Annotated in this window: 20 protein-coding genes; 6 read left to right on the top strand and 14 right to left on the bottom strand. The window is 69.2% G+C overall.

Features of this window, described 5'->3' with window-relative positions:
• The first annotated feature begins 200 nt into the window (after positions 1–200).
• From KIF24_RS17120 to KIF24_RS17130, 3 genes are all read left to right on the top strand, one after another.
• Entirely contained in the window at positions 201–1,511 is a 1,311-nt protein-coding gene (locus KIF24_RS17120; protein WP_221084905.1) for a hypothetical protein, read from the top strand.
• Positions 1,512–1,706: 195 nt separating this feature from the next.
• Positions 1,707–2,417: a phosphotransferase family protein gene (locus tag KIF24_RS17125; protein ID WP_221084906.1), complete on the top strand. Its 711-nt coding sequence runs from the start codon at positions 1,707–1,709 to the stop codon at positions 2,415–2,417.
• 433 nt (positions 2,418–2,850) lie between these two features.
• Positions 2,851–3,471, top strand: a complete 621-nt coding sequence (locus tag KIF24_RS17130) for a hypothetical protein (protein WP_221084907.1) — start codon at positions 2,851–2,853, stop codon at positions 3,469–3,471.
• A 153-nt stretch (positions 3,472–3,624) separates the two neighbouring features.
• Here KIF24_RS17130 and KIF24_RS17135 read toward each other — a convergent pair whose 3' ends face one another.
• The 13 genes from KIF24_RS17135 to KIF24_RS17195 form a co-directional block, all read right to left on the bottom strand.
• Entirely contained in the window at positions 3,625–4,443 is an 819-nt protein-coding gene (locus KIF24_RS17135; RefSeq protein WP_221084908.1) for an SAM-dependent methyltransferase, read from the bottom strand.
• 395 nt (positions 4,444–4,838) lie between these two features.
• Positions 4,839–5,564: a prepilin peptidase gene (locus KIF24_RS34565; protein WP_221084909.1), complete on the bottom strand. Its 726-nt coding sequence runs from the start codon at positions 5,562–5,564 to the stop codon at positions 4,839–4,841.
• Positions 5,561–8,023, bottom strand: coding sequence for a LysM peptidoglycan-binding domain-containing protein (locus tag KIF24_RS17145; protein WP_221084910.1), 2,463 nt, complete (start codon positions 8,021–8,023; stop codon positions 5,561–5,563). Before KIF24_RS17145 ends, KIF24_RS34565 begins: the two co-directional genes overlap by 4 nt.
• 8 nt (positions 8,024–8,031) lie before the next feature.
• Positions 8,032–8,361: a hypothetical protein gene (locus KIF24_RS17150; protein ID WP_221084911.1), complete on the bottom strand. Its 330-nt coding sequence runs from the start codon at positions 8,359–8,361 to the stop codon at positions 8,032–8,034.
• Between the two features lie 13 nt (positions 8,362–8,374).
• A complete protein-coding gene (locus KIF24_RS17155) occupies positions 8,375–8,746 on the bottom strand; it encodes a pilus assembly protein TadG-related protein (RefSeq protein ID WP_221084912.1) in 372 nt (123 codons plus the stop codon).
• A 154-nt stretch (positions 8,747–8,900) separates the two neighbouring features.
• Entirely contained in the window at positions 8,901–9,191 is a 291-nt protein-coding gene (locus KIF24_RS17160) for a hypothetical protein (protein WP_221084913.1), read from the bottom strand.
• Between the two features lie 17 nt (positions 9,192–9,208).
• Positions 9,209–9,598 (bottom strand): TadE family protein, encoded by a 390-nt coding sequence (locus KIF24_RS17165; protein WP_221084914.1) that lies wholly within the window; start codon positions 9,596–9,598, stop codon positions 9,209–9,211.
• A 3-nt stretch (positions 9,599–9,601) separates the two neighbouring features.
• Positions 9,602–9,817, bottom strand: a complete 216-nt coding sequence (locus KIF24_RS17170; RefSeq protein WP_221084915.1) for a hypothetical protein — start codon at positions 9,815–9,817, stop codon at positions 9,602–9,604.
• 29 nt (positions 9,818–9,846) lie between these two features.
• On the bottom strand, positions 9,847–10,752 hold the full coding sequence (locus KIF24_RS17175) for a type II secretion system F family protein (RefSeq protein WP_221084916.1): 906 nt from the start codon (positions 10,750–10,752) through the stop codon (positions 9,847–9,849).
• Positions 10,749–11,573: a type II secretion system F family protein gene (locus KIF24_RS17180; RefSeq protein ID WP_221084917.1), complete on the bottom strand. Its 825-nt coding sequence runs from the start codon at positions 11,571–11,573 to the stop codon at positions 10,749–10,751. The genes KIF24_RS17175 and KIF24_RS17180 overlap by 4 nt, the downstream gene beginning before the upstream one ends.
• 5 nt (positions 11,574–11,578) lie before the next feature.
• Positions 11,579–12,886: a CpaF family protein gene (locus KIF24_RS17185; protein WP_221084918.1), complete on the bottom strand. Its 1,308-nt coding sequence runs from the start codon at positions 12,884–12,886 to the stop codon at positions 11,579–11,581.
• A 6-nt stretch (positions 12,887–12,892) separates the two neighbouring features.
• Positions 12,893–13,621 (bottom strand): P-loop NTPase family protein, encoded by a 729-nt coding sequence (locus KIF24_RS17190; RefSeq protein WP_221084919.1) that lies wholly within the window; start codon positions 13,619–13,621, stop codon positions 12,893–12,895.
• 2 nt (positions 13,622–13,623) lie between these two features.
• Positions 13,624–14,169, bottom strand: a complete 546-nt coding sequence (locus KIF24_RS17195; RefSeq protein ID WP_230416535.1) for an SAF domain-containing protein — start codon at positions 14,167–14,169, stop codon at positions 13,624–13,626.
• Between the two features lie 374 nt (positions 14,170–14,543).
• Between KIF24_RS17195 and KIF24_RS17200 the strand changes: the two genes are divergently transcribed.
• From KIF24_RS17200 to KIF24_RS33020, 3 genes are all read left to right on the top strand, one after another.
• The gene (locus KIF24_RS17200; RefSeq protein WP_221084921.1) at positions 14,544–14,912 is read left to right on the top strand and encodes a hypothetical protein; all 369 of its coding nucleotides are present in this window, start codon (positions 14,544–14,546) and stop codon (positions 14,910–14,912) included.
• Between the two features lie 99 nt (positions 14,913–15,011).
• Positions 15,012–15,590 (top strand): hypothetical protein, encoded by a 579-nt coding sequence (locus KIF24_RS17205; RefSeq protein ID WP_221087673.1) that lies wholly within the window; start codon positions 15,012–15,014, stop codon positions 15,588–15,590.
• Positions 15,569–16,429: a hypothetical protein gene (locus KIF24_RS33020; RefSeq protein WP_230415693.1), complete on the top strand. Its 861-nt coding sequence runs from the start codon at positions 15,569–15,571 to the stop codon at positions 16,427–16,429. Before KIF24_RS17205 ends, KIF24_RS33020 begins: the two co-directional genes overlap by 22 nt.
• Before the next feature lie 805 nt (positions 16,430–17,234).
• Here the strand turns inward: KIF24_RS33020 and KIF24_RS17215 are convergent.
• Positions 17,235–18,692, bottom strand: coding sequence for a recombinase family protein (locus KIF24_RS17215; RefSeq protein WP_221084922.1), 1,458 nt, complete (start codon positions 18,690–18,692; stop codon positions 17,235–17,237).
• Positions 18,693–18,702: the final 10 nt, after the last annotated feature.

The following is an 18,702-nucleotide window of genomic DNA, read 5'->3' on the forward strand; positions in this document are numbered from 1 at the left end:
CGGGAGCGTGAGCGGCATCATAGGCAGTGTCCGGACTGATACTGGCACCGGTCGAGGCTCGCCCGTGGCCACCTCGGCCGTGCGGGTACACATGGGTGGGAGAGGTGCTCCTGATGTCTCGGCGTCGAGATCAGTCGCCGAATGCCCTGCTGCGGCAGGCACGTCGTCGGCGTGCCTCACCGTCTGGGTCGGGGCTGCCGATGTCGCGTCAGGAGTTGGCCGACGAGGTCAACAAGTGGCTTGCCGCGAACCGCAAGAACCACCGGACCGTCATCGACGAGACCTACGTCGGCAAACTGGAGCGCGGCGAGCACCGCTGGCCGACCGAGGCGTATCGGTGCGCCTTCCAGGTGGTCCTCGGCGCGGCCAGCCCCGCCGACCTCGGGTTCTACCCTGGTCGGGAACCGGCTGACGACACCCTGGCAGCGGACCAGGCCCCGCAGCCGGAGACGAGCGGCGACCCGGCCGATGTGCTCCCGCCGGTCACGGAGATCGTCGTGCGGGGCGCGGTCACGGTGCCGTTGCACACTCGGATCATGAAACTGATCCCGCCGGTGAGCATGGACGTGCCCCGCCGGATCGGCGGGGCGGACGTGGCCCGGATCGAGGCGACCACGAGCGCGTTTCGCGATTGGGACAACCGGTGGGGCGGCGGCCTGTCCCGCGCGGCGGTCATCGCGCAGCTCCAATGGGTCGCCGCGACCGCGTCCCGGTCGGTGTGCTCCTCCGGGACGGTGAAGAACCGGCTGCTCACCGCGCTGGCGGACCTGGCTGGGGTCGCGGCGTTCCTGTCCTACGACGTGAACCAGCACCCGCAGGCGCGGTCGCTGTGGATGGTCGGCCTCGACGCCGCCAGCGAGGCCAGCAACGTCGACCTGGTGGGCACTACGTTGCGGCAGCTCGCCCACCAGTCCCTGCACCTGGGCCGCCCGGACGAGGCGCTGCGGCTGGTCCGGTTGTCCTACGCCACCACCGTCGACCCCGGCCACCACGTATCCGAGCTGGCCCTCGCCGAGATCGCCGCCTACGAGGGCTGGTCGTTCGCCGCCGCCGGCAGGCTCCAGCCCTGCCACCGCGCCTTGGGCCGGGCGCAGGAGCACTTCGCCAACGCCGACGGTGAGCCGGCGCCGCCCTGGCTTGCCCACCTCGACTCCGCCGAGCTGACCGCGCTGCGCGGCCACTCCTACCACGTGCTCGCGCACCGGGTACCCGAGGTCGTCGACGACGCGGAAACCTTGTTGCGGCAGGCGGTCGCCGGTCGTGACAGCGCCTACGCGCGCAGCCGTACCCTCAACCTGATCGCACTGTCGGGCACGTTCTTTCAACGCGGCGACGACCTGGAGGAAGGCGTGACCGTTGGGGATCAGGCGTTGGGTGGCGCCGGCACGCTCACCTCACCTCGCGCGTTGGACCGGCTCCGCGCCCTGAAAGCACTGACCGTCCCGCACACCGCCGTCGCGGAGGTGGCCCAGTTCCAGCACCGTATCGACACCGTCCTCGCCGATGACTGAACCGCTGCCCGCGCCGCTTGCCGCCGCCGCCCACACCGTGGCCCGCCGGCTCGGCCTCAATACTGATGAGGTTCGACCGCTGCGGGTGCATGACGCGGCCACGCTGCTGCTCCCGGCCGAGCACGTGGTGCTGCGGCTGGTCCCCGAATCCGACGAGGCGGTGGCACGAGCCCGCCGCGCGGTCCAGCTCACCGGGTGGCTGGCGACGCGGGACTTCCCGACGATCCGCCCCGCCGCAGACGAGCCGATCGAGACGGCCGGGTACGTGGTCACCGTCTGGCACGAGGTCCCCGCCCACCCGCACGGCACACCGGTCGCGGTCAACACCGCGCTCGGGCGGCTGCTACGCGAGCTGCACACCCTGCCGGTCCCGCCGGTCGAGCTGCCCACCGCGGACCCCTCGCGCGGCTGCGCGCCGCGCTGCGCCTGGACGCGTCCGGCACCGAACCGGTCTTGAGCCGCGACGACACCGCGTTCTTGCGCGGCCGGGTCGACGAGTTGGCGCAGCGGTACGCCGCGATGCGGTTCCCGCTCGGATCCGGGCTCATCCACAACGACGCCCACCCCGGCAACCTGGTGTCGGACCCGAGCAGCCGACACGGCTACCGGCTGGCCGACTGGGAAGGCGCCTGCCTCGGACCCCGAGAACTGGACGTTGTCCTGGTCGGTGCACCCGGCAGCCGCTTCGGCGACCCCGACCACGAACGGCTCGCCTTCACCGCCGCCTACGGCTACGACATCGCCGACTGGCCCGACTACCAGACCCTGCGCGACATCCGCGACCTGCACTCCCTCGCGGCGTACATCCGCACCAGCACCCACACACCCGCCGCGCTAGCTGAACTTCGCCGTAGAGTCGCCTCGCTGCGCGACGACGACCGCACGATCCAGTGGGTGGCGGTGTGATCTCCGACGCACGGGACGGTCAAAGCTGTTCTTGACTCGTGCGTTGCTTGTGAGCGGTGACGTTCAGAGCGCGTTTGACGGTTGTCGGTCGTGCCGGTCGCTGGTCTGCGGTCGCGTGAGCCGGTTGACCGTTCAGGGCATGGTCGTGCCCGGGGGGTCTGCGCCGCCATTCAGCTCCTCGCCCAATCTACAGCCGCAGAAGCGGCCAAGGGCCTCGGCGCGCAGCTCGCCCGCGAATTCGGCATCAGCGAGCGATCCGGGCTGCGCCTCATCGCCGCTGTCCGCTAAACATGTCCCACCAGAACGCTCCCGCCCTGCGCGAAGGCCGTCGGCCGGTCGTCTCAATCGATCCAGTGGCAGGCTATACCCACGCTGGGCGGCCATCCGTCTATGGCCGCTCGACCGTGGGCACCCGCTTGCCTATTCTGATCCGATGCGACAGTTCCACGTCCTACTGACGCGGTCAGACAACGGATGGACGGTCCGGGCGCCCGATGCCGGACAGGCCACGATCCCGGATCCCAGTTTGGCCGACTTTCAGGCACGGCAGCTCATCCAACACGGGCACAACCTGGACCTGGACACCGTCGATGAGCTGGATATTTTGCTTGTCAACGAAACGGGACAGCCGGTGTACGTGTTCGACCTCGTCTTCACATCGGACCTCACCGACGATGGGGCCGGACCTGCTAACACGCTCGCGTATGAAGCTCTGGAGGCTGACCCACCCGCCGGCTGCCAATTCGACAGACTCGGCCCGTACCCGGCGCTTCGCTGCGTGCGTCCCGGCAGTAGCCGGCTCGACGCGATCAGCACGCTCGCCGCCGAGGTCCGTTACCGTTACGGGATTGAGGCTAGCGACCTCGGCTTCGAGAAACTCTGGGAGTGGGCCGGCAGTCGAGAATGGCGCGAACGAATGATCGCCCACTTACTCCTCATGGCGGCGCACCGGGCACGGCTGACCGGCGTGTCCACCGAGGAGCTGACTCACTTCCTGCGAACCTCCATGGCAGAGCAACCCTCACCAGAAAATTCCGGAGGCGATCAAACGTAACGGCCAGTAGTTTGCCACCCGTCTCGGCTGACCCAGGGGCCAAAACGATCACTGACTCTGCCGAGGGCGATCAACAGCTCTTCCTCTGAGTACGAGCGTTACCAACCGGCCATGGACTCGGACGTGGCCGTGCCGGACCCGGACCCGGACCGGTTATTGCTTGCGTCCGACGGCACAGTATTGGTCGATCTCGTCGGGTAAGCTCACCGGGCCGCTGTCGGGGCGCCAGCGGGTCACCGACACCACGCCGGGCTCGACCAGTTCCAGGCCCTGGAAGAGACGGGCGATCCGTTCGGGACTGCGCAGGTGATACGTCGGGTTGGCGGAGAGGTTCCAGATCCGTACGGCCTCGGTGACCGCTTCGCTGGTGTCGCTGCCGTCGTACATCGCCAGGTAACTGCCCGAGGGCAGGCCGGCCATGATGCTGTCGATGATCGTGCTGGCCTCTTCGTCGTCTTCGATGTGCCCGAGGATGCCCATCAGGATGAGCGCGACCGGCTCGCTGAGATCCAACGTCTGTGCCGCCTCCCGCAGGATCGTCGCCGTGTCACGCAGGTCAGCGTCGACATAGGCGGTGACGCCCTCGGGGCTGCTGGTGAGAAGGGCACGGGCGTGCACGAGCACGAGCGGATCATTGTCGACGTAGACGATGCGCGACTCCGGGGCCGCCGCCTGGGCGACCTGGTGGGTGTTCTCGGCGGTGGGTAGACCGGTGCCGATGTCGAGGAACTGACGGATCCCGGCCTCGTCGGCCAGGTAGCGCACGGCCCGGACCAGGTACGCGCGGGAGAGCCTCGCGTTCTCGGCGAGTTGCGGCATCGACGTGATGATCTGGTCTCCGACCGCGCGGTCGGCGGCGAAGTTGTCCTTGCCACCGAGCAGGTGGTTCCAGATCCGAGCTGTCTGCGGCACGTTGGTGTCGAGCTTGTGCACGTCCGGCTGGTCATCGGTCGGGGTTGGGTTGTCTGTCATGTACGCATCCTCGCGCTCGGATGTGAAGCGACGCCGATTGACCGCGCCAGCATAGACCGCCCGACCACCCCGGTTCTCGGGTGACCTGGCGCACTGCCCCGCCCTCGACGGGGAGGAGAGCTTGGTCGGCCACGACGGCATCCTGCGCGCCTGGCGTGGGCGTCTCGGGCAGTGGTGTGGTAGCGACGTGCCGACCCGTTCCGCTCCATGTGGACAGGCGACTGGGCCATGCGGGCCGGCTCCCTTCCGCCTGCACGATCTGTGGTTACGACGGCACGAACGTTAGCGGACGGTGAGAGGTGGATGGTGGTGTTGGCCTGGTTGAACCATCCGCCGCCATGATCACGTCCGTGACAACCCGCCGCCGATGGTGCGTCGGCGTCGCGCCCAGGAACTCAGCGAATGGCGGCTGCGGTGACGACAACCGCGAACGACGCGGCGATCAGGTAGGTGCCCAGTGGCAGGGGCGCCCTCGGCGCGTTGGTGAGCCGGCGGATGACGATGGTGGCGGCGCCGAGGCTGTGCCCGAGCACCGCGACGGCGATGATCAGCCGCCAGTCGAGCCAGCCGACGCCGAAGCCGATCGGCACGGCCACGGCAACGTCTCCCAGGCCGAGGCCACTCCGGGAGGCGACATGGACGGCAAGGTAGTAGCCGGCCATGCACCCGGCGCCGATGAGTGCGCCCCGCCACGAGCCGGTGAGGCCGAGCGGCGCCAGCAGCACGACGGTGCCGGCGGTGATGGCGGCGGTGAGCCGGTGTGGCAGGCGCAACACCGTGGCGTCGATGAAGGCCAGCACGAGCAGGCCGAGGCTCCACCACGTGTAGGCGGCCAGTTCCCAGCCGCGTACGTCGGATGCGAGCAGCAGGCCGAACGCCGCAACCGTGAGGACTTCGACCAGATACGGTGGGGCGCCGATCCGCGTGTGGCAGGTGCGGCACTGGCCCGCAGGTGTGCACACGGCGGGCCAGATGGCGGCGGCGCAGGCTTCGCAGCGGGTTCGCCATGGCTGGTCTGCGGGTACCGCGTGGTGGGCGATCAGCCAGCGCAGCAGCGGTGTGACGGCGAGGGCGTATCCGAGGTGCCCGAGCCGGCGCGGCGTGCTCGTGGTGGTGGTCACTGCTGTTCCAGGCTGGTGCGGAGCTTGGCGGCCAGTTCGACGGTGGTCTCGGCGGGTTCGGCGTCGAGGTCGGCGAGGGCTTTGGTCAGGGCGCGTAGCAGGGTGCGGATGCCGTCGGCATCGTGCAGGGCGTGGCGGGTGTGCATGGCTTTGCGGTACAGCTCCTCGTTGTAGTGGTCCAGGTCGATGGCCTTGTCGAGGAGGTCAGACGCGGCTTGCGGGTCGGATTCGATCAGGTCGTCGGCGAGCAGGAGGTGGGCTTCGGTGCCCCACTGGCGGGCTTTCTCGCGGTGCGGTTCGACCCATTCGTAGTCGCAGCCGTCGGCGAGGGGGGCGGTGTAGAGGGCGCATGCGTCGCGCAGCAGCTCGGCGCGGGCGGGTGCGGAGGCGATCTGGGCGCGGCTGAGCAGGTCTCGTAGCTGCCACAGGTCGACCCGCACGGTGGTGGGGTCGAGCCGGTACCGGGCGGAGGCGCCGCGTTTGAGCACGTATCCGGCGGTGATGGGTCCGCCGGCGCGGCCGAGGACGTGGCGCAGGTTCGAGGCGTTGGTGTGGACCAGTTGTTTGGCTTGGCGGCGCCGGACGTCGGGCACCAGGTGCTCGGCGATGGTTTCGGTGTCGGCGCCGTCGGGGTGGCAGGCGAGGAAGACGGCCAACTCGGCGGCCCGGCCGCGTAGGTCCCGTCCGGGCAGGACGAGGTCTTCGACGATGGGTGCGCCCAGCACCCGGAGGGAAGCCTTGACGCGCGGCGTGCCGCCCACCGCAGGGGGCGGCGCGTCGAGGCTGTGGTCCGACGGCTCAGCGGCGTCGGCGTCGGCGCTCGTGGTGGGGTCGTGGGTGGTGGGGTCGCTCGTGGCAGGTGGCATCGGGGCTGGGTCGCTGGCTGGTGCCGGTGGCCGCGGTGCGGCGCGTGCCCGAAGGACCGGGTTCGGTGGTTCGCCGGTGTGGGCCTCGCGCAGGGTGGTCAGGATCGCCACGGCCTCGGCGGTGTCGAGCACGGCGACGCGTTCGCCGATCGCCTCCACCGCTGGCCCGTCGACGACGCTGGTGTGCCCGTCGGCGGTGACGGTGATGGTGGAGCCGTGTGGCCATTCGCCGAGCAGCAGCGCGGATACGTCCAGGCCGTTGCCGAGGCCGAAGCTGACCCGGGCGCGCATCCTCGCGCCGGCTAGCGGTGTTTCGCAGATGAGCAGTACCGGCGGCAGCGCTTCCTCGTCGGGGGCGCTTTCGCGTAGGGCGTCCAGGTCGGTGAGGCTATGCTCGTCCAGGACGCGGGCGCGGTGCAGCAGCCGGGAGTCCAGGATCGACAGGGCGTGGTCGATGTCGTCGGCCACATGCAGGCGGGGCCAGGGGCCGAGGGCGGCGGCGTCGGCGCCGATCAGGGTGGTCAGGGTGGTGCCGTCGATGACGACTTCGCCGCGCCGGTCTGGCTCGCGGGGTCCGCCGGAGGCGAGGCTGGAGATGAGTGCGGCGCGGGCGGCGGCGTGCGCGCCGTCACCGACGAGCCCGACCCCGCCGGGCGGCAGCAGGGGAGGGCGGGCACGGCGGCGGCGCGTTCGGCCAGGTCGCTGGGCGTGGGCAGGTCGGGGTTGCGGGTGACCTGGCGGTGCAACTCCGTCACGGGCGGGGGCAGCTCCGGCGAACCGTCGTCTTCGCCCAGCTCTCCGGGGATGAAGCGGCGGCGGCGTTGCAGCCACACCATGGCGGTGGCGGCGACGATCGCGGCGGCCAGGGTCCACGGGACGAAGCTGCCGCCGGGCAGGTGGACCCCGTCCTCGTTGGCGGCCGGACTGTCGCTGCCGTCGTCGTCCGCCGGATTCGCGGTGCTGGTCGGGCTCTGCGTTGTGGTGGGGCCGGTCGTGGTCGATGACGCGGTGGCGGACGGGCTCGGCGTGCCCGGCGCTGTGGACGTCGTGGCTGCTGGCAGGGCACCCGGCGCGGCGGTCGTGGCCGAAGCGGACGGCGTGGCCGACGGGGTTCGACCACGCCGTCCGGGTCCTCGGGTGGCGCCGTGCTGCTGGTTGACGGTGCGGGGGTCGGCTGCTCGGTCGGGCCGGCGTCTGGTTCCGGGTCGGCGGTTGGCGGGGGTGAGGTGGGTGCGGGGTCGCGTCGGCGGGGGGTTTCGCGTCGGCGGGTAGCCGCAGGTCCCAGCCGGGGTAGATGAGGTTGCAGTCGCGCATCGTGCCGCCGACCTTGAAGTGGCGGTGCCAGTTCAGTTCACAGATCTCTGGCCACCGGTTGGCGTCGCCGAGCCACTGCTTCGAGATTTTGGACAGGGTGTCGTGGCGTTCGACGACGTAGCGGTAGCTGTTGGCGCCGACGTGGATGGTGGCGGGGCCTTGCTGCGCCAGCACCGGTGGCGGGTTGGCCGTGACGACCTGGACGGCTGGTGGCCGGGCTTGCGCGGAGGCGGGACCGGCGGCAGCGGCGGCTCCACCGAACAGGGTGCCCAGGGTCAAAGCGGTGATCAGCGACGCTGCCGCCAGCCGCAGCGGGTTGGCGGTGCGACCGGTGGTGGCCGGGTCGGCAGGCCGCGCCAGGCGGCGCGGGCCTCGGCGGTGATGGCGTGCAGGAACGCCGCCCACAGCAGCCACGCGGCGACGGCGAGGGCGTTGAGGATGACGGTGTCGGTGACCGGTGTGGTGATCCATGCGGCGAGTTGGTCGTCGGTCGGGATCCGTGACGGCAGCGGCCAGCCGATGAACGCGACGAGGGCGGCGGGCAGTCCGGCGAGTACGGTCAGCAGCAGTAGCGCGGCCGTGGTGCGGACGGTGAGGCGGCGGAGGGTGCCGAACATCGGTACCGCCTTTCTACGGCTGCACGGCGGTGGCGGTCGCGTGGGCCGCGATCGGGATGGAGGTGATGCCGATCATTTGCAGCAGTTGGGTGTCCCGCGCGGTGCTGACGCTGACGGTGACGGTGTTCCCGGCCACGGTGACGGTGCCGGTCAGCCCGGAGGTGTTCACCCACTGCTGGGCGGTGTCCTGGGCTTTGATCGGGTCGAGGCGAATCACGCCGGTGGCGCGCAGGTAGGCCACGTCGAGTTCGCTGGCCCCGGCGCGGGCCGATGACTGCGCGATCGACACCGCGTCGACCTTCGTGGCGATGGCGAGGCCGGCGTCGAGGACGAGCCCGGCGAACGCCAGCCCGGCGAGGCTGGTGATGACGGTGTAGCCGGACACCGATCCAGCATCCCGGCCCCGGCCAATACCACTTTGTGGATGCTTCATGTGACCGCCCTGTACGTCGCGATCGGTTCGGTGGCCGAGCCGTGCACGGTCTTCGACGCGCCGACCGGCAGGCCGAGGTCGGACATCGGCACCACGCAGGTCACGCTCACGCTGACCTGTCCGCCGCGATAGTGCTGCGCGGTGTTCGTGGCGGCGGTGCAGGTCCACGCGCTGCCGGCGGTGGTTGCCGCGACCGCGCCCTGTGCGGCCGTGACAGCGGCGGTGGGGTGGCGGCGTCGGCCGCCGCGCGGGCCGCCGCTGCGGCTGCCGACTCGACGTCGATGACGGCGGAGGCGGCCCGGCCGCAGAAGATGAGGAACACCGCGACCAGAATCATGAACGGCACGGCGAGCACGACCACCTCGGACGAGACCGATCCCCGGTCCGACACCCTCATGCGTGCGGGCTCGTACGTCATGGCATGCCCGGAACAATCTCGCGCGGGGCGGTCACGCTCACCGTGATGGGCAGCGACAGGCCCGGCACCACGGCGGCGGCCTTGCCGGTCACCGTCACCGTCGAGGTGGTCGCGGTGTTGTTCACTGTCACGCTGCGGTTGGCGAGGATCGACCCGGCCGTCTGGTCGAGGATGGCGTTGGTGTCCTCGACGCCCGCGCCCTCGGTGGAGCCATACGCACGGGCGGTCTGCAGGCCCTGGTTCGCGGCGGCCTGCGCGACGTGGGTGGCGTGTGCCCAGAACGCGAACTGCACGATGAGTAGCAGCAGCAGACCGAGCAGCGGCATCGCCAGGGTCACCTCGACGGTGGCCGAGCCCTGGTCGCCGTGCTTGCCGGTCCTGGCCATGCTTCAGGACACCGGGGCCGGGGCATCGAGATTGATGTCGTTGGCCTTGTCTGTTACCGCTGTGGCGAGGATGGCCAGCACCGCGATGGCCAGCACGACCAGCAGTGAGGCCACCAGGATGGTCTCGGTGGAGTAGCCGTCGTCGCGGTAGCTGCGCACCAGACGGTGCCGCGCGGACCGCATGCCGGTGAACAGGTGAGTCAAGAGCAGGTACGTCATGGTGTGACGCCTCCTTCGAAAATCTGGATCTACAGGGCTTCCAGGACCGTGGCGAACGCCGGATATCCAATGAAGATGAGGAACCCGCCGAGCAGTCCGACGACCGGCAGCACCATGCGTTCGGTGGCGGATGTGGCGGCGGACTCGGCCTCGGCGAGCTGATGGGCGGACAGCGCGGCCGAGCGGGCGGACAGGGTCGCCTTGATGCGGGCGCCTTCGCTGCCTGCCAGCGACAGCGCGGCGGCCAGCTCGGACAGCGTCGACACACCGGTGCTGTCGCCGAGCGCGCCGATGGTCTCCCACGGGCGGCGGCGGGTCAGGTGCGCGGCTTCGACGGCCTGCCGCAGGGCGCGTTGCGCCCAGTCGGCGGGCTCGTCGGTCGCGTCGCGCAGGGCCTGGTCGACCCCGGCGCCGCCGGCCAGGGAGATGACGACCATGTCGAGCATGTTGGCGGTCGCGTCGCGCAGCTCCTTGCGCCGTTTGGCCGCCTCCGAAGCAAGGGCCAGGTCGGGGACGAACAGGCCGAGCACGGCGCCGACCAGGGCAGCCCACAGCGGGGTCTGCCAGCCGATCGTGATCCCACCGAGGTAGAGGATCCCCGCCAGCGCTGGTATGGCGAGGAAGCCGCAGAGCGCCATGGCGGCCTGTTCGGCGAGGTGGCGGGCGGGGTCGCGTCCGCAGATGGCCAGGTCGCCGATGGTCGCCGTGCGGGGCAGCCCGGCTCGGGCCAGCAGCGGGATCGCCGGCCTGCCGAGCCCGGCGATCCAGCCGCCCGGCTCGGGCGGCAGCAGCAGTGGCATCGGGGTGACGGTCGGGGCGGGTGGGTGCAGTGCGGCGAACGCCTGCGCCAGCGTCAGCCGTGCCGGCAGCAGCCAGCCGACCAGCAGCGCGAAGCCGGCTCCGAACCCGGCGCCGAGAATCAGCGGCCCGGTCATGACGGCCTCCTCGGGGTATCGACGCCCACGCGGGACAGCCGGGCGATCCCCACGAACCCGGCGGCGAAGATCAGCCCGACGATGATGAGGACAAACTGCCCGATCAGGTCGTCGTATGGGGCGAGGAACTGGCGGTTGAACAACGTCAGCCCGGCGGCCATGGCCAGGGTGAAGGTGACGATGATGCGGGCGTTCGTGCGGATCCGCGCATGACCGGGGGCGATGCGCAGCCGCAGATTGGCCCGCTCCCGCGCCCGGCGGGCCATCTCCGACAGCAACTCGGCCAACTGCCTCGACTGGCGTTGGCTGGCCTGCAACAGCGCCCGCACGACGAGGCGTCCGGTCGGGTCGTCCATCCGCTCCCGCAACTCGGCGAGGGCCACCGGCAGGCGGGTGCCCAACCGCAGCGCGGCGGCCAGGTCGGCGACCTCGTCGTAGATGGCCGGCGGGGCGAACGGGGCGGTGACGAGGATGGTCTGCTCAAGCCCCGCCGCGGCGGACAGGTTGTCGCGCAGCATCTCCGCCCACGCCGCGACCGCCTCCGTACGGGCGAGGGCTTCCTTCTGGTGCTTGTTCGAGCCCAGCGCGGCAGGCAGGGCGTAGGCGACGATGCCGGCCAGCAGCGCACCGACCGGCCAGCGGGTCCACAACCCGACGGCCGCGCCGATGAGCACCGCGATAGCGGCCCGGGTCAGGATCTCCCGGGTCAGCACCGGGCGGCGCAGCCCGCTGGGCTGCACGACCTGCTTGCGTAGACCGGCGATGACACCGAACACGCTGAGGGCGAACCCGGCGCCGAGCAGCGCGACCACAGCAACCATGAGCGCTACCAGCCGATCCGGTCGATGGTGGCCGGGCGCAACCCGGATGCCTCCAGCCGATCCAGGGTCTCGGCCCGCAGCGGCGTGTTCGGGACTGCCCGCCGGTCCGGTCCGGGACGCCACACCTCATTGGAGGCGACGTCGCGGCCGTCGAACCCGACCACCTCACGGATGCTGGACACGACCCGCTTCTTGTCCGGCGTCCAATCCAGATGCAGCACCAGGTGCACGGACTCGGCGATCAGCATCGCCGAGGCTTCGAACGTCAACCGCTCCGGCGCCTGGACCGCGTACATCATCAACCGGGAGAACGCCTGCCCCGACGACGAGGCGTGCACAGTGGCGAAGGACCCGTCGTTGCCCTGCGACATCGCCTTGAGCAGGTCGATCACCTCGTCGCCGCGCGCCTCACCCACGACCACCCGGTCCGGGCGCATCCGCAGCGCGGTGCGTACCAGCGCCGACATGCTGACCGCGCCGACGCCTTCCAGGTTGGCCCGCCGGGACTGGAACGCCAGCACGTTGGGGTGCACGTCGCGGTCGTACAGCTCCAGCTCGTACGCGTCCTCGATGGTGATCAGCCGCTCCGTTGACGGGATGGCGCGGGCGGCGGCGCGGGCGAAGGTCGTCTTGCCGGTGTTGGTGCCCCCGGCGAAGATCGTGTTGAGCCGGGCACGCATCGCCGCCTGGATCACCTCGGCCATGCCCGCCGAGAGCATGCCGCGGCCCACCAGGTCGTCGAGGTTCGCGTCGATCATGGTGGCTCGGCGGATCGACAGCGACGGCCGCGCCGACACCGACATCACCGCGCACAGCCGCGACCCGTCCCGCAGCCGCAGATCCAGCACCGGGTTGTTGCGGTCGAAGGTGCGCTCCTGACCGGTGCCCTTCTCGTCGTCACCGATCGCCGCCTCCGAGGCGAACGACCGGATCAGCTCGACCAACTCGTCGTCGGACTCGGCGATCGCAGCGACCCGCTCGTAGCTGCCGTCGGTGCGGTGCACGAACACGTCGTCGCAGCCGTTGGCCTCGATGTTCTCGATCTCTTTGTCGCCGAGCAGGCTCTCCAGGCCACCGGCACCGGCGAGGCGGTCCACGATGGCCCGGCTGATGCGGGCCTCGGCCTGCGCGGCCAGCGGCGCCTCACCCCGGCTGACCGCCTGCTGGGCATGGGCGTCAAGCACGTCGGCGGTGTACCGCTCGGCGAGCTGGCGCCGCTGTTCGATCGGTATCGGCCCGCCACCGGCGTGCGCTGCCATCTGCCCGCCGACCAGTCCACGCAGCTCGGCGACCAGTTCAGCCTCTGTGGCCATCACGCCTCACCCCTCACGCCCTCGATTGCTACGGATAACGGCCGGCGTGGGGACGGTGGGCGGCGTGGCCAGACTGCTGGCCAGGGCGCGGACGGCGGCGGGCAGCCCACGACGGGTCCACGCTTTACCCGGCTTGCGGCGACCGGCGACCACATCGGCGGCGCGGGCATCCCACGGCACCTCCGCCGCGACCGGCAGCCCAGTCCGGTCGGCAATCTCGAAGGGCGTGTACCGGCTCCCGTCGACCAGCACGAGCCGGGTCCGCCCGGCGGGCAGGTCCGCATCCGCCACCCGCAGCAGCGACCCCTCGTCGCCTCGCGCGAGCACCAGCACCACATCCGCCTGCTCCACCACGGCGGCACTCGGAGCGCCCGGCTCCAACCGGCCGACATCGACGATCGTGGGCCGCTCCTTCGTCCACAGCCCCAGGCTCGCCTCCATCAACAGCCCGACCGCGACCGTGGCCGGGTGCCGGCCCGCCGGGGCGAGAACCACATCGACGCCGCACGGCAACCGGGTCACATGCGCGTCGAGGGTGACACTGCCGGTCCGACTCTGTGTCGCGAGCGTGGCCACCCCGGGACTGTCGGGCAACCAATGCCAGGCGCCCAGATCACCCCCGGCACAGTCAGCTTCGACGACGTTGGGAAAATCACCGGGCCACACCGCCGCCAGCACCACAGCGAGCGTCGTTACCCCAGTTGAGCCCTTGGCGGACGTGACCGCGATCAGCATGGTCAGTCCTGCGCAACCGCGATCGACAACTCACCGGCGGTGCCGGCCACCCGAACCGCGTCCTGCCGTGACACCAGCAGCGACACCACCCAGGAGCCGGCGCCGTCGGTCGCCGCGACACCGACCACCGTCGCCGTCACCGGCTCCGGTGCAGCCGACCCTGACGGTGCCGGCTGCGGGTCGCCTTCAGCGGCCACCGGAATCACCATCACCCGCACCCCCGGAACCACCCCGGCGGCGAGACGGCCAGCCTTCACCGGAATCGCCACCACCGCCTGCCCCGACGGCGGCCAAGCCGCCGGGCCAAGCTGCGCCTCGGTCAGCAACGACCCCGGTGCCAGAGGCACCACCGCCGTCGCACCGATCACCTGCGACGCCCGGGAGGCCGCCACCAACGCGACGCCCGCATCCGGCACCACCCGCACCACCCGAAGGTCGGCCACGACGATTGTCTGCCCGGCCGCCACCGCACGGGTCACCGAAAGCACCTGAACCCGCGTATCGGCGCGCACGTAAAACAACGCGAACGCCCCCGCACACACCACCATCGACAACAGACTTATGATCAACAGCCAGACCCGTCGCTTCGGGCGAAGAGACGGAGTGACCGGACGTGTACCCGTCGGCTGGGCGCGCGGCGGCGCGACTCCTACGGTCATGGGCTTGCCACCCCCGTGAGTTCGATTCCTTCTCAGGCGTACAGGATCGCGGGAGGCCGGTCCACGGACATCAGCTCGCGTACACCGGAGTACGTCCACCGTGTAAGTACACGCGGGTCAGCGGCAGATCATGAAAAGTCGCCTATGTCCTCGATCAAACGGCCAGGCGTGTTAACGGCCGGACGGGCAGACTCCGAGGCGAGGGCCAGAAGCAGAGAGATATTTACCTTTCCGACATCGCCCGAACGTGGCACTGTCGGGTTTTGGACTTCGCGGTATCACTCGGGGGCAAACCTGTGATAGATGTCGATGTTTACCTAGAGTTGTCCGATCTCTTCCGCTTCCGCTACGACCCGGCCTTGCTCAGCCTCATCGCCGAGCGGCCGTCTCGCTTCCGTGACCTGGTCACCCGGCTGGAGGGCCAGGTCGAGGGTCACGTGGACGACAACGCTGTGGGTCGCAGCCTGAAGCGCCTCACCAACGACAGCCTTGTCCGCAAGGCCAAGATGCGAGACGGCAACAAGCTCGTGCCGGTCTACTCCATCACCGACGAGGGCCGGCTGTCCGTCAGCGTCTACCACGCCGTGATCGATGCCTATCGTCGTATCCAACGGAGCGGCGACGCCGCCTGACGCAACCCGAGACGGTCACTGACCGCGTGTACGTGCACACGTGACAGTAGCGGAGAACCGCCATTCCAAGGTACGAACGACAGCGGAGCCGGAGGGCACATGAACGGCACCATCCGCACCATCACCCTGACCGCCCTGCTCGCCGTCGCAGCATCGCTGACGGCCTGCACCGACCCCGAAGAACCCTCCATCACCCTACCCAGTGCCAGCAGCCCATCATCCACGGCGAGCCCAACAGCCAGCGCCACATCAACAACGACTCCACAACAGCAGATCCTCGATGCGTACCTCGGCATGCAGCGCGCGTTCCTCAAAGCCAGCGAGACCGCAAACCCAGAGGAACCCTCACTCGCCCAATACGCCGCTGGGCGAGCGCTCCAACAACTGACAGCCGGCCTTACCTCGATGCGCGACCAAGGGTTACGCGGCCGGGGAGACGCCGTGTTCGACCCAGAAGTTGAATCAATGGCCCCGGCGAATGCACCCACGAAGGCGCGGGTGCGCGATTGCATGGACACCAGCAAGACCAGTCGATACAAGGCAAACGGCGACCCCTACAACGACACCCCCGGTGGTCTCCGACTCGTCATCGCAGACTTGGAACGCGCTGACGGCGCCTGGAAGGTCACAGGATTGGGGGTGCACGAGGTGGGATCATGCGTGCTCGCAAACTCCTAACCGCTACTTTCGCAACGATCGCGATGGCCCTGGTTCCATCCACGGCCTACGCAGACGGCTACGGCGACGTCAACTGCCAACTCAACCCCGAGAACCCTCAATGCAACATCGTCGTGATCGACCCAGGCGCAGGCGGCGGCACCGGCGGCAGCGACGGCGGAGGGTCGCTGACCTGCAAACTCGGCGGCGAAGTCGTCCCCTGCTACAGCGAGGCATGGGGCTGGCTCGGCAGCGACGGCTGCTACTACGGCAAAGACGGCGGTGGGTTCCTGCCGGACGGCTGGTACATCAAGACCTGCTATGACCCGGCCACCGACGAACTGGCCTTCGGCGGCACCGTCTTTCTGACCAACCCGCCGACAACCCTGGACATCATGGTTCAACGAGCGTTGTCGCAGCTCACCTTCCCCAAACCGGTCATGGCCTCCAACCCCCGGCTGGACAAGCCACAGGTGGTGCACGTGCCCGTGTGGTGGTGGGTCCAGCCGGGCCTCTGGAAGACCCACACAGCCACGGCGTCGCTACCCGGCATCAGCATTACCGCGCGGGCCGAACCGACAAAGATCACCTGGTATGCCGGCGACGGCAGCTCCAAGGTATGCCACGGCCCTGGCACCCCATGGACCGGAGGCGCACCACCGCTGTCCGAATCGGACTGTAGCCACACCTACACGACCACATCACGCGAAGCCCCGGGCGGAAAGTTCACCCTACGCGCTGTCGTCACCTGGCACATCGCCTGGTCCGGTGGCGGCTTCAGTGGAACCGAGCCCCCGGCGACGACCGCTGACCAAGCCACCATCGAAGTAACCGACAACTGGCCCGTCATCACTGGCTGACAGCCATTCTGGCCGCAGGCCGACAATCTCTATCTCGACACAGCTCGCCGAGCGCGCATAGGCGCTCGGCGAGCTGTGTTTGCGCCCACACCTGTTGTGGGCTGCCGAGCCGTCTTCCCCGCCCGCCATGATGGCGAAGCGGTCGAGCCGATCCACCCCGATTCCGACAGAGGAGGTCCCTGACAGCCATGCCTCAAACCGTTTCAGGTCTGCACCATCCACCACGACAGCCAGGAGTCCTATGCCAGAAGTCAGCCCGCGGGTACCCGGCCCGCTCCACAACGTGCCGGGCTCGCGACGGGCCAGCAACCCACCACAGTGGAAAGGCATGGCCACAAGCCACGACGCGAACGCTTCACGCCGTCGCCCGTCTGTAGGCGACCGGTCGGCCACCGACGCGGCCACCCCGCCCGGCACCGACCCCACCCCCGACGCCATCCAGCACCACCCCGGCCATCAGGACGAGCGGGGAGAGCCACCGATGGCCCGCCCCTCCACCGATACCACCCCAGCCCGGCGACGCCGGGCCGCCGGTGACCGGCGGACAACCATCGACGCGCGCACCCAACAGGCGGCCGATGACTCAGGGACGTTGACCGTGATCGTCCAACCTCGGGATTTCAGGCTCCCTAACGTGCTCAGGCACATCGAGGCTGGAAAGATTGTGCTCGTCATTCCGCAACACAACGGCCCGACTAGTTTCGAGTGATGCTGGTTGCATTATCAGAGGGACCGTAGCCGCCGATCCTGCAACAAAAGAGGCTCACCCGGTGAAATGCCGGGTGAGCCTCTGCCGTTCCGCGTGCTAACGCCGGAAACACAAGCCGTTGCCAAGGTCGACAATCCCCATCGCGCCCGCCGGGCCGTTTTGGCCTACCGTCCCGACGGCGATTCCCCACCACCCATCATGCTCCGCGAGAACCATTCCCCAGGACGCCTTGACCGCGCGGACCATTCCGCGCTTGACAGTGTCATCACCGGCATTCCACATCTGCGCCACCGTCTGCCCCGTGGGTGCATAGTCGAACTGGTCGGGAACGATCACGAATCCCTCGATGCGCGCCTTGATCGCCTTACGCTCCGCCACCAACGTGTCCAGCTCGTCATCATCCTCGGTGGCGGAGAGTCGAGCCTGTATCTTGCGAAGCCCGGCGTGCAGCTCGTCCAACTCGTGCGCGTTTCCCGCCACTCGCTGAAACGCGAGAATGTCTGTCGTGTCGCTGGCGAACATACCGGCAACGACGTCGATGACGGGTTGCGCTTCGACCCCCTTGAAATCGCCGCAGGACAGGCGCCGTTTGGCATGACCACCACAGCGGAGCTTCGGCGTGCGTGGCTTCGGTACGCGTGGCTTGCCCGTGCGCGAGTTCTTTGCCGGCGTCAGACCCGCGTTAAGGAACAGCTTCCCCGCGCATTCAGGGCAGTCGAGAATGCCGGAAATCCAGTTGGCCGGGCTGGCGACCGGCCGACCGCCCTTGTTCGCGCGGCTCTCGCCCATGTTCGCGTCCAGAACCTTGTTCGCACGCCACCACAACGCGGAATCGACAACAGGCTCAACCTCGTGCGCCCACGTCTCGGTCTGACCCTCGTGCGTATAGGAACACTCGACAACGCCCGTGTGGTTCGCGGCGAAGCGGATGACGTTCTTGACCGAGTTCGGGTAAAGGTCGTAAGCACGCCCCACGCTGGAAAGGGACTCGGCGCTAGCGACCCGCTCGTAAATGTCCACAACAGCAGCAGGGTCCTGACACCGCGCCTGCTTGGCGTACCGAACACCCTCCGTCGCCCAGAACGCGGGCAACGCCCCATGATGCGCCTTATTGTCACGGATCATCATGATTCCACGATACGTCGTACGCTTGACCGTCTTCGACTTCTCGGCATTCGCGTGCTGCGCAACGAGCGTCACGATACGACCCGCAAAATCGGTCCGCCCGAACTGCGGCTCACTGACGGAGACGATGTCGCCACCAGCGGACCGGATAGCCAGCAGAATCTCAGCCTGAGCGTCCAAATCCTCCCGCCGGTCAAGCCGCGACGACTCAGTGACAATCAAGGTCGAGTAGTCGCCACGCGCAATGTCCGCGATCACCTCACGCAACGCCGGTTCCTGCGTCCCATGGCTCGCCGAATAGCCATGGAGCCTGAACCACTTCACGATCGTAATACCACGCTCAGCAGCATCAACCTCGACCACCTTGATCTGAGACGCCTCGTCCTGACTACCAGTGCTGACCCGTACGAACCCTGCGCCGAGTGCCACGCGTAGCTCC

It is taken from the genome of Micromonospora tarapacensis (genome assembly GCF_019697375.1).
GTDB classification, from domain to species: Bacteria; Actinomycetota; Actinomycetes; order Mycobacteriales; family Micromonosporaceae; genus Micromonospora; species Micromonospora tarapacensis.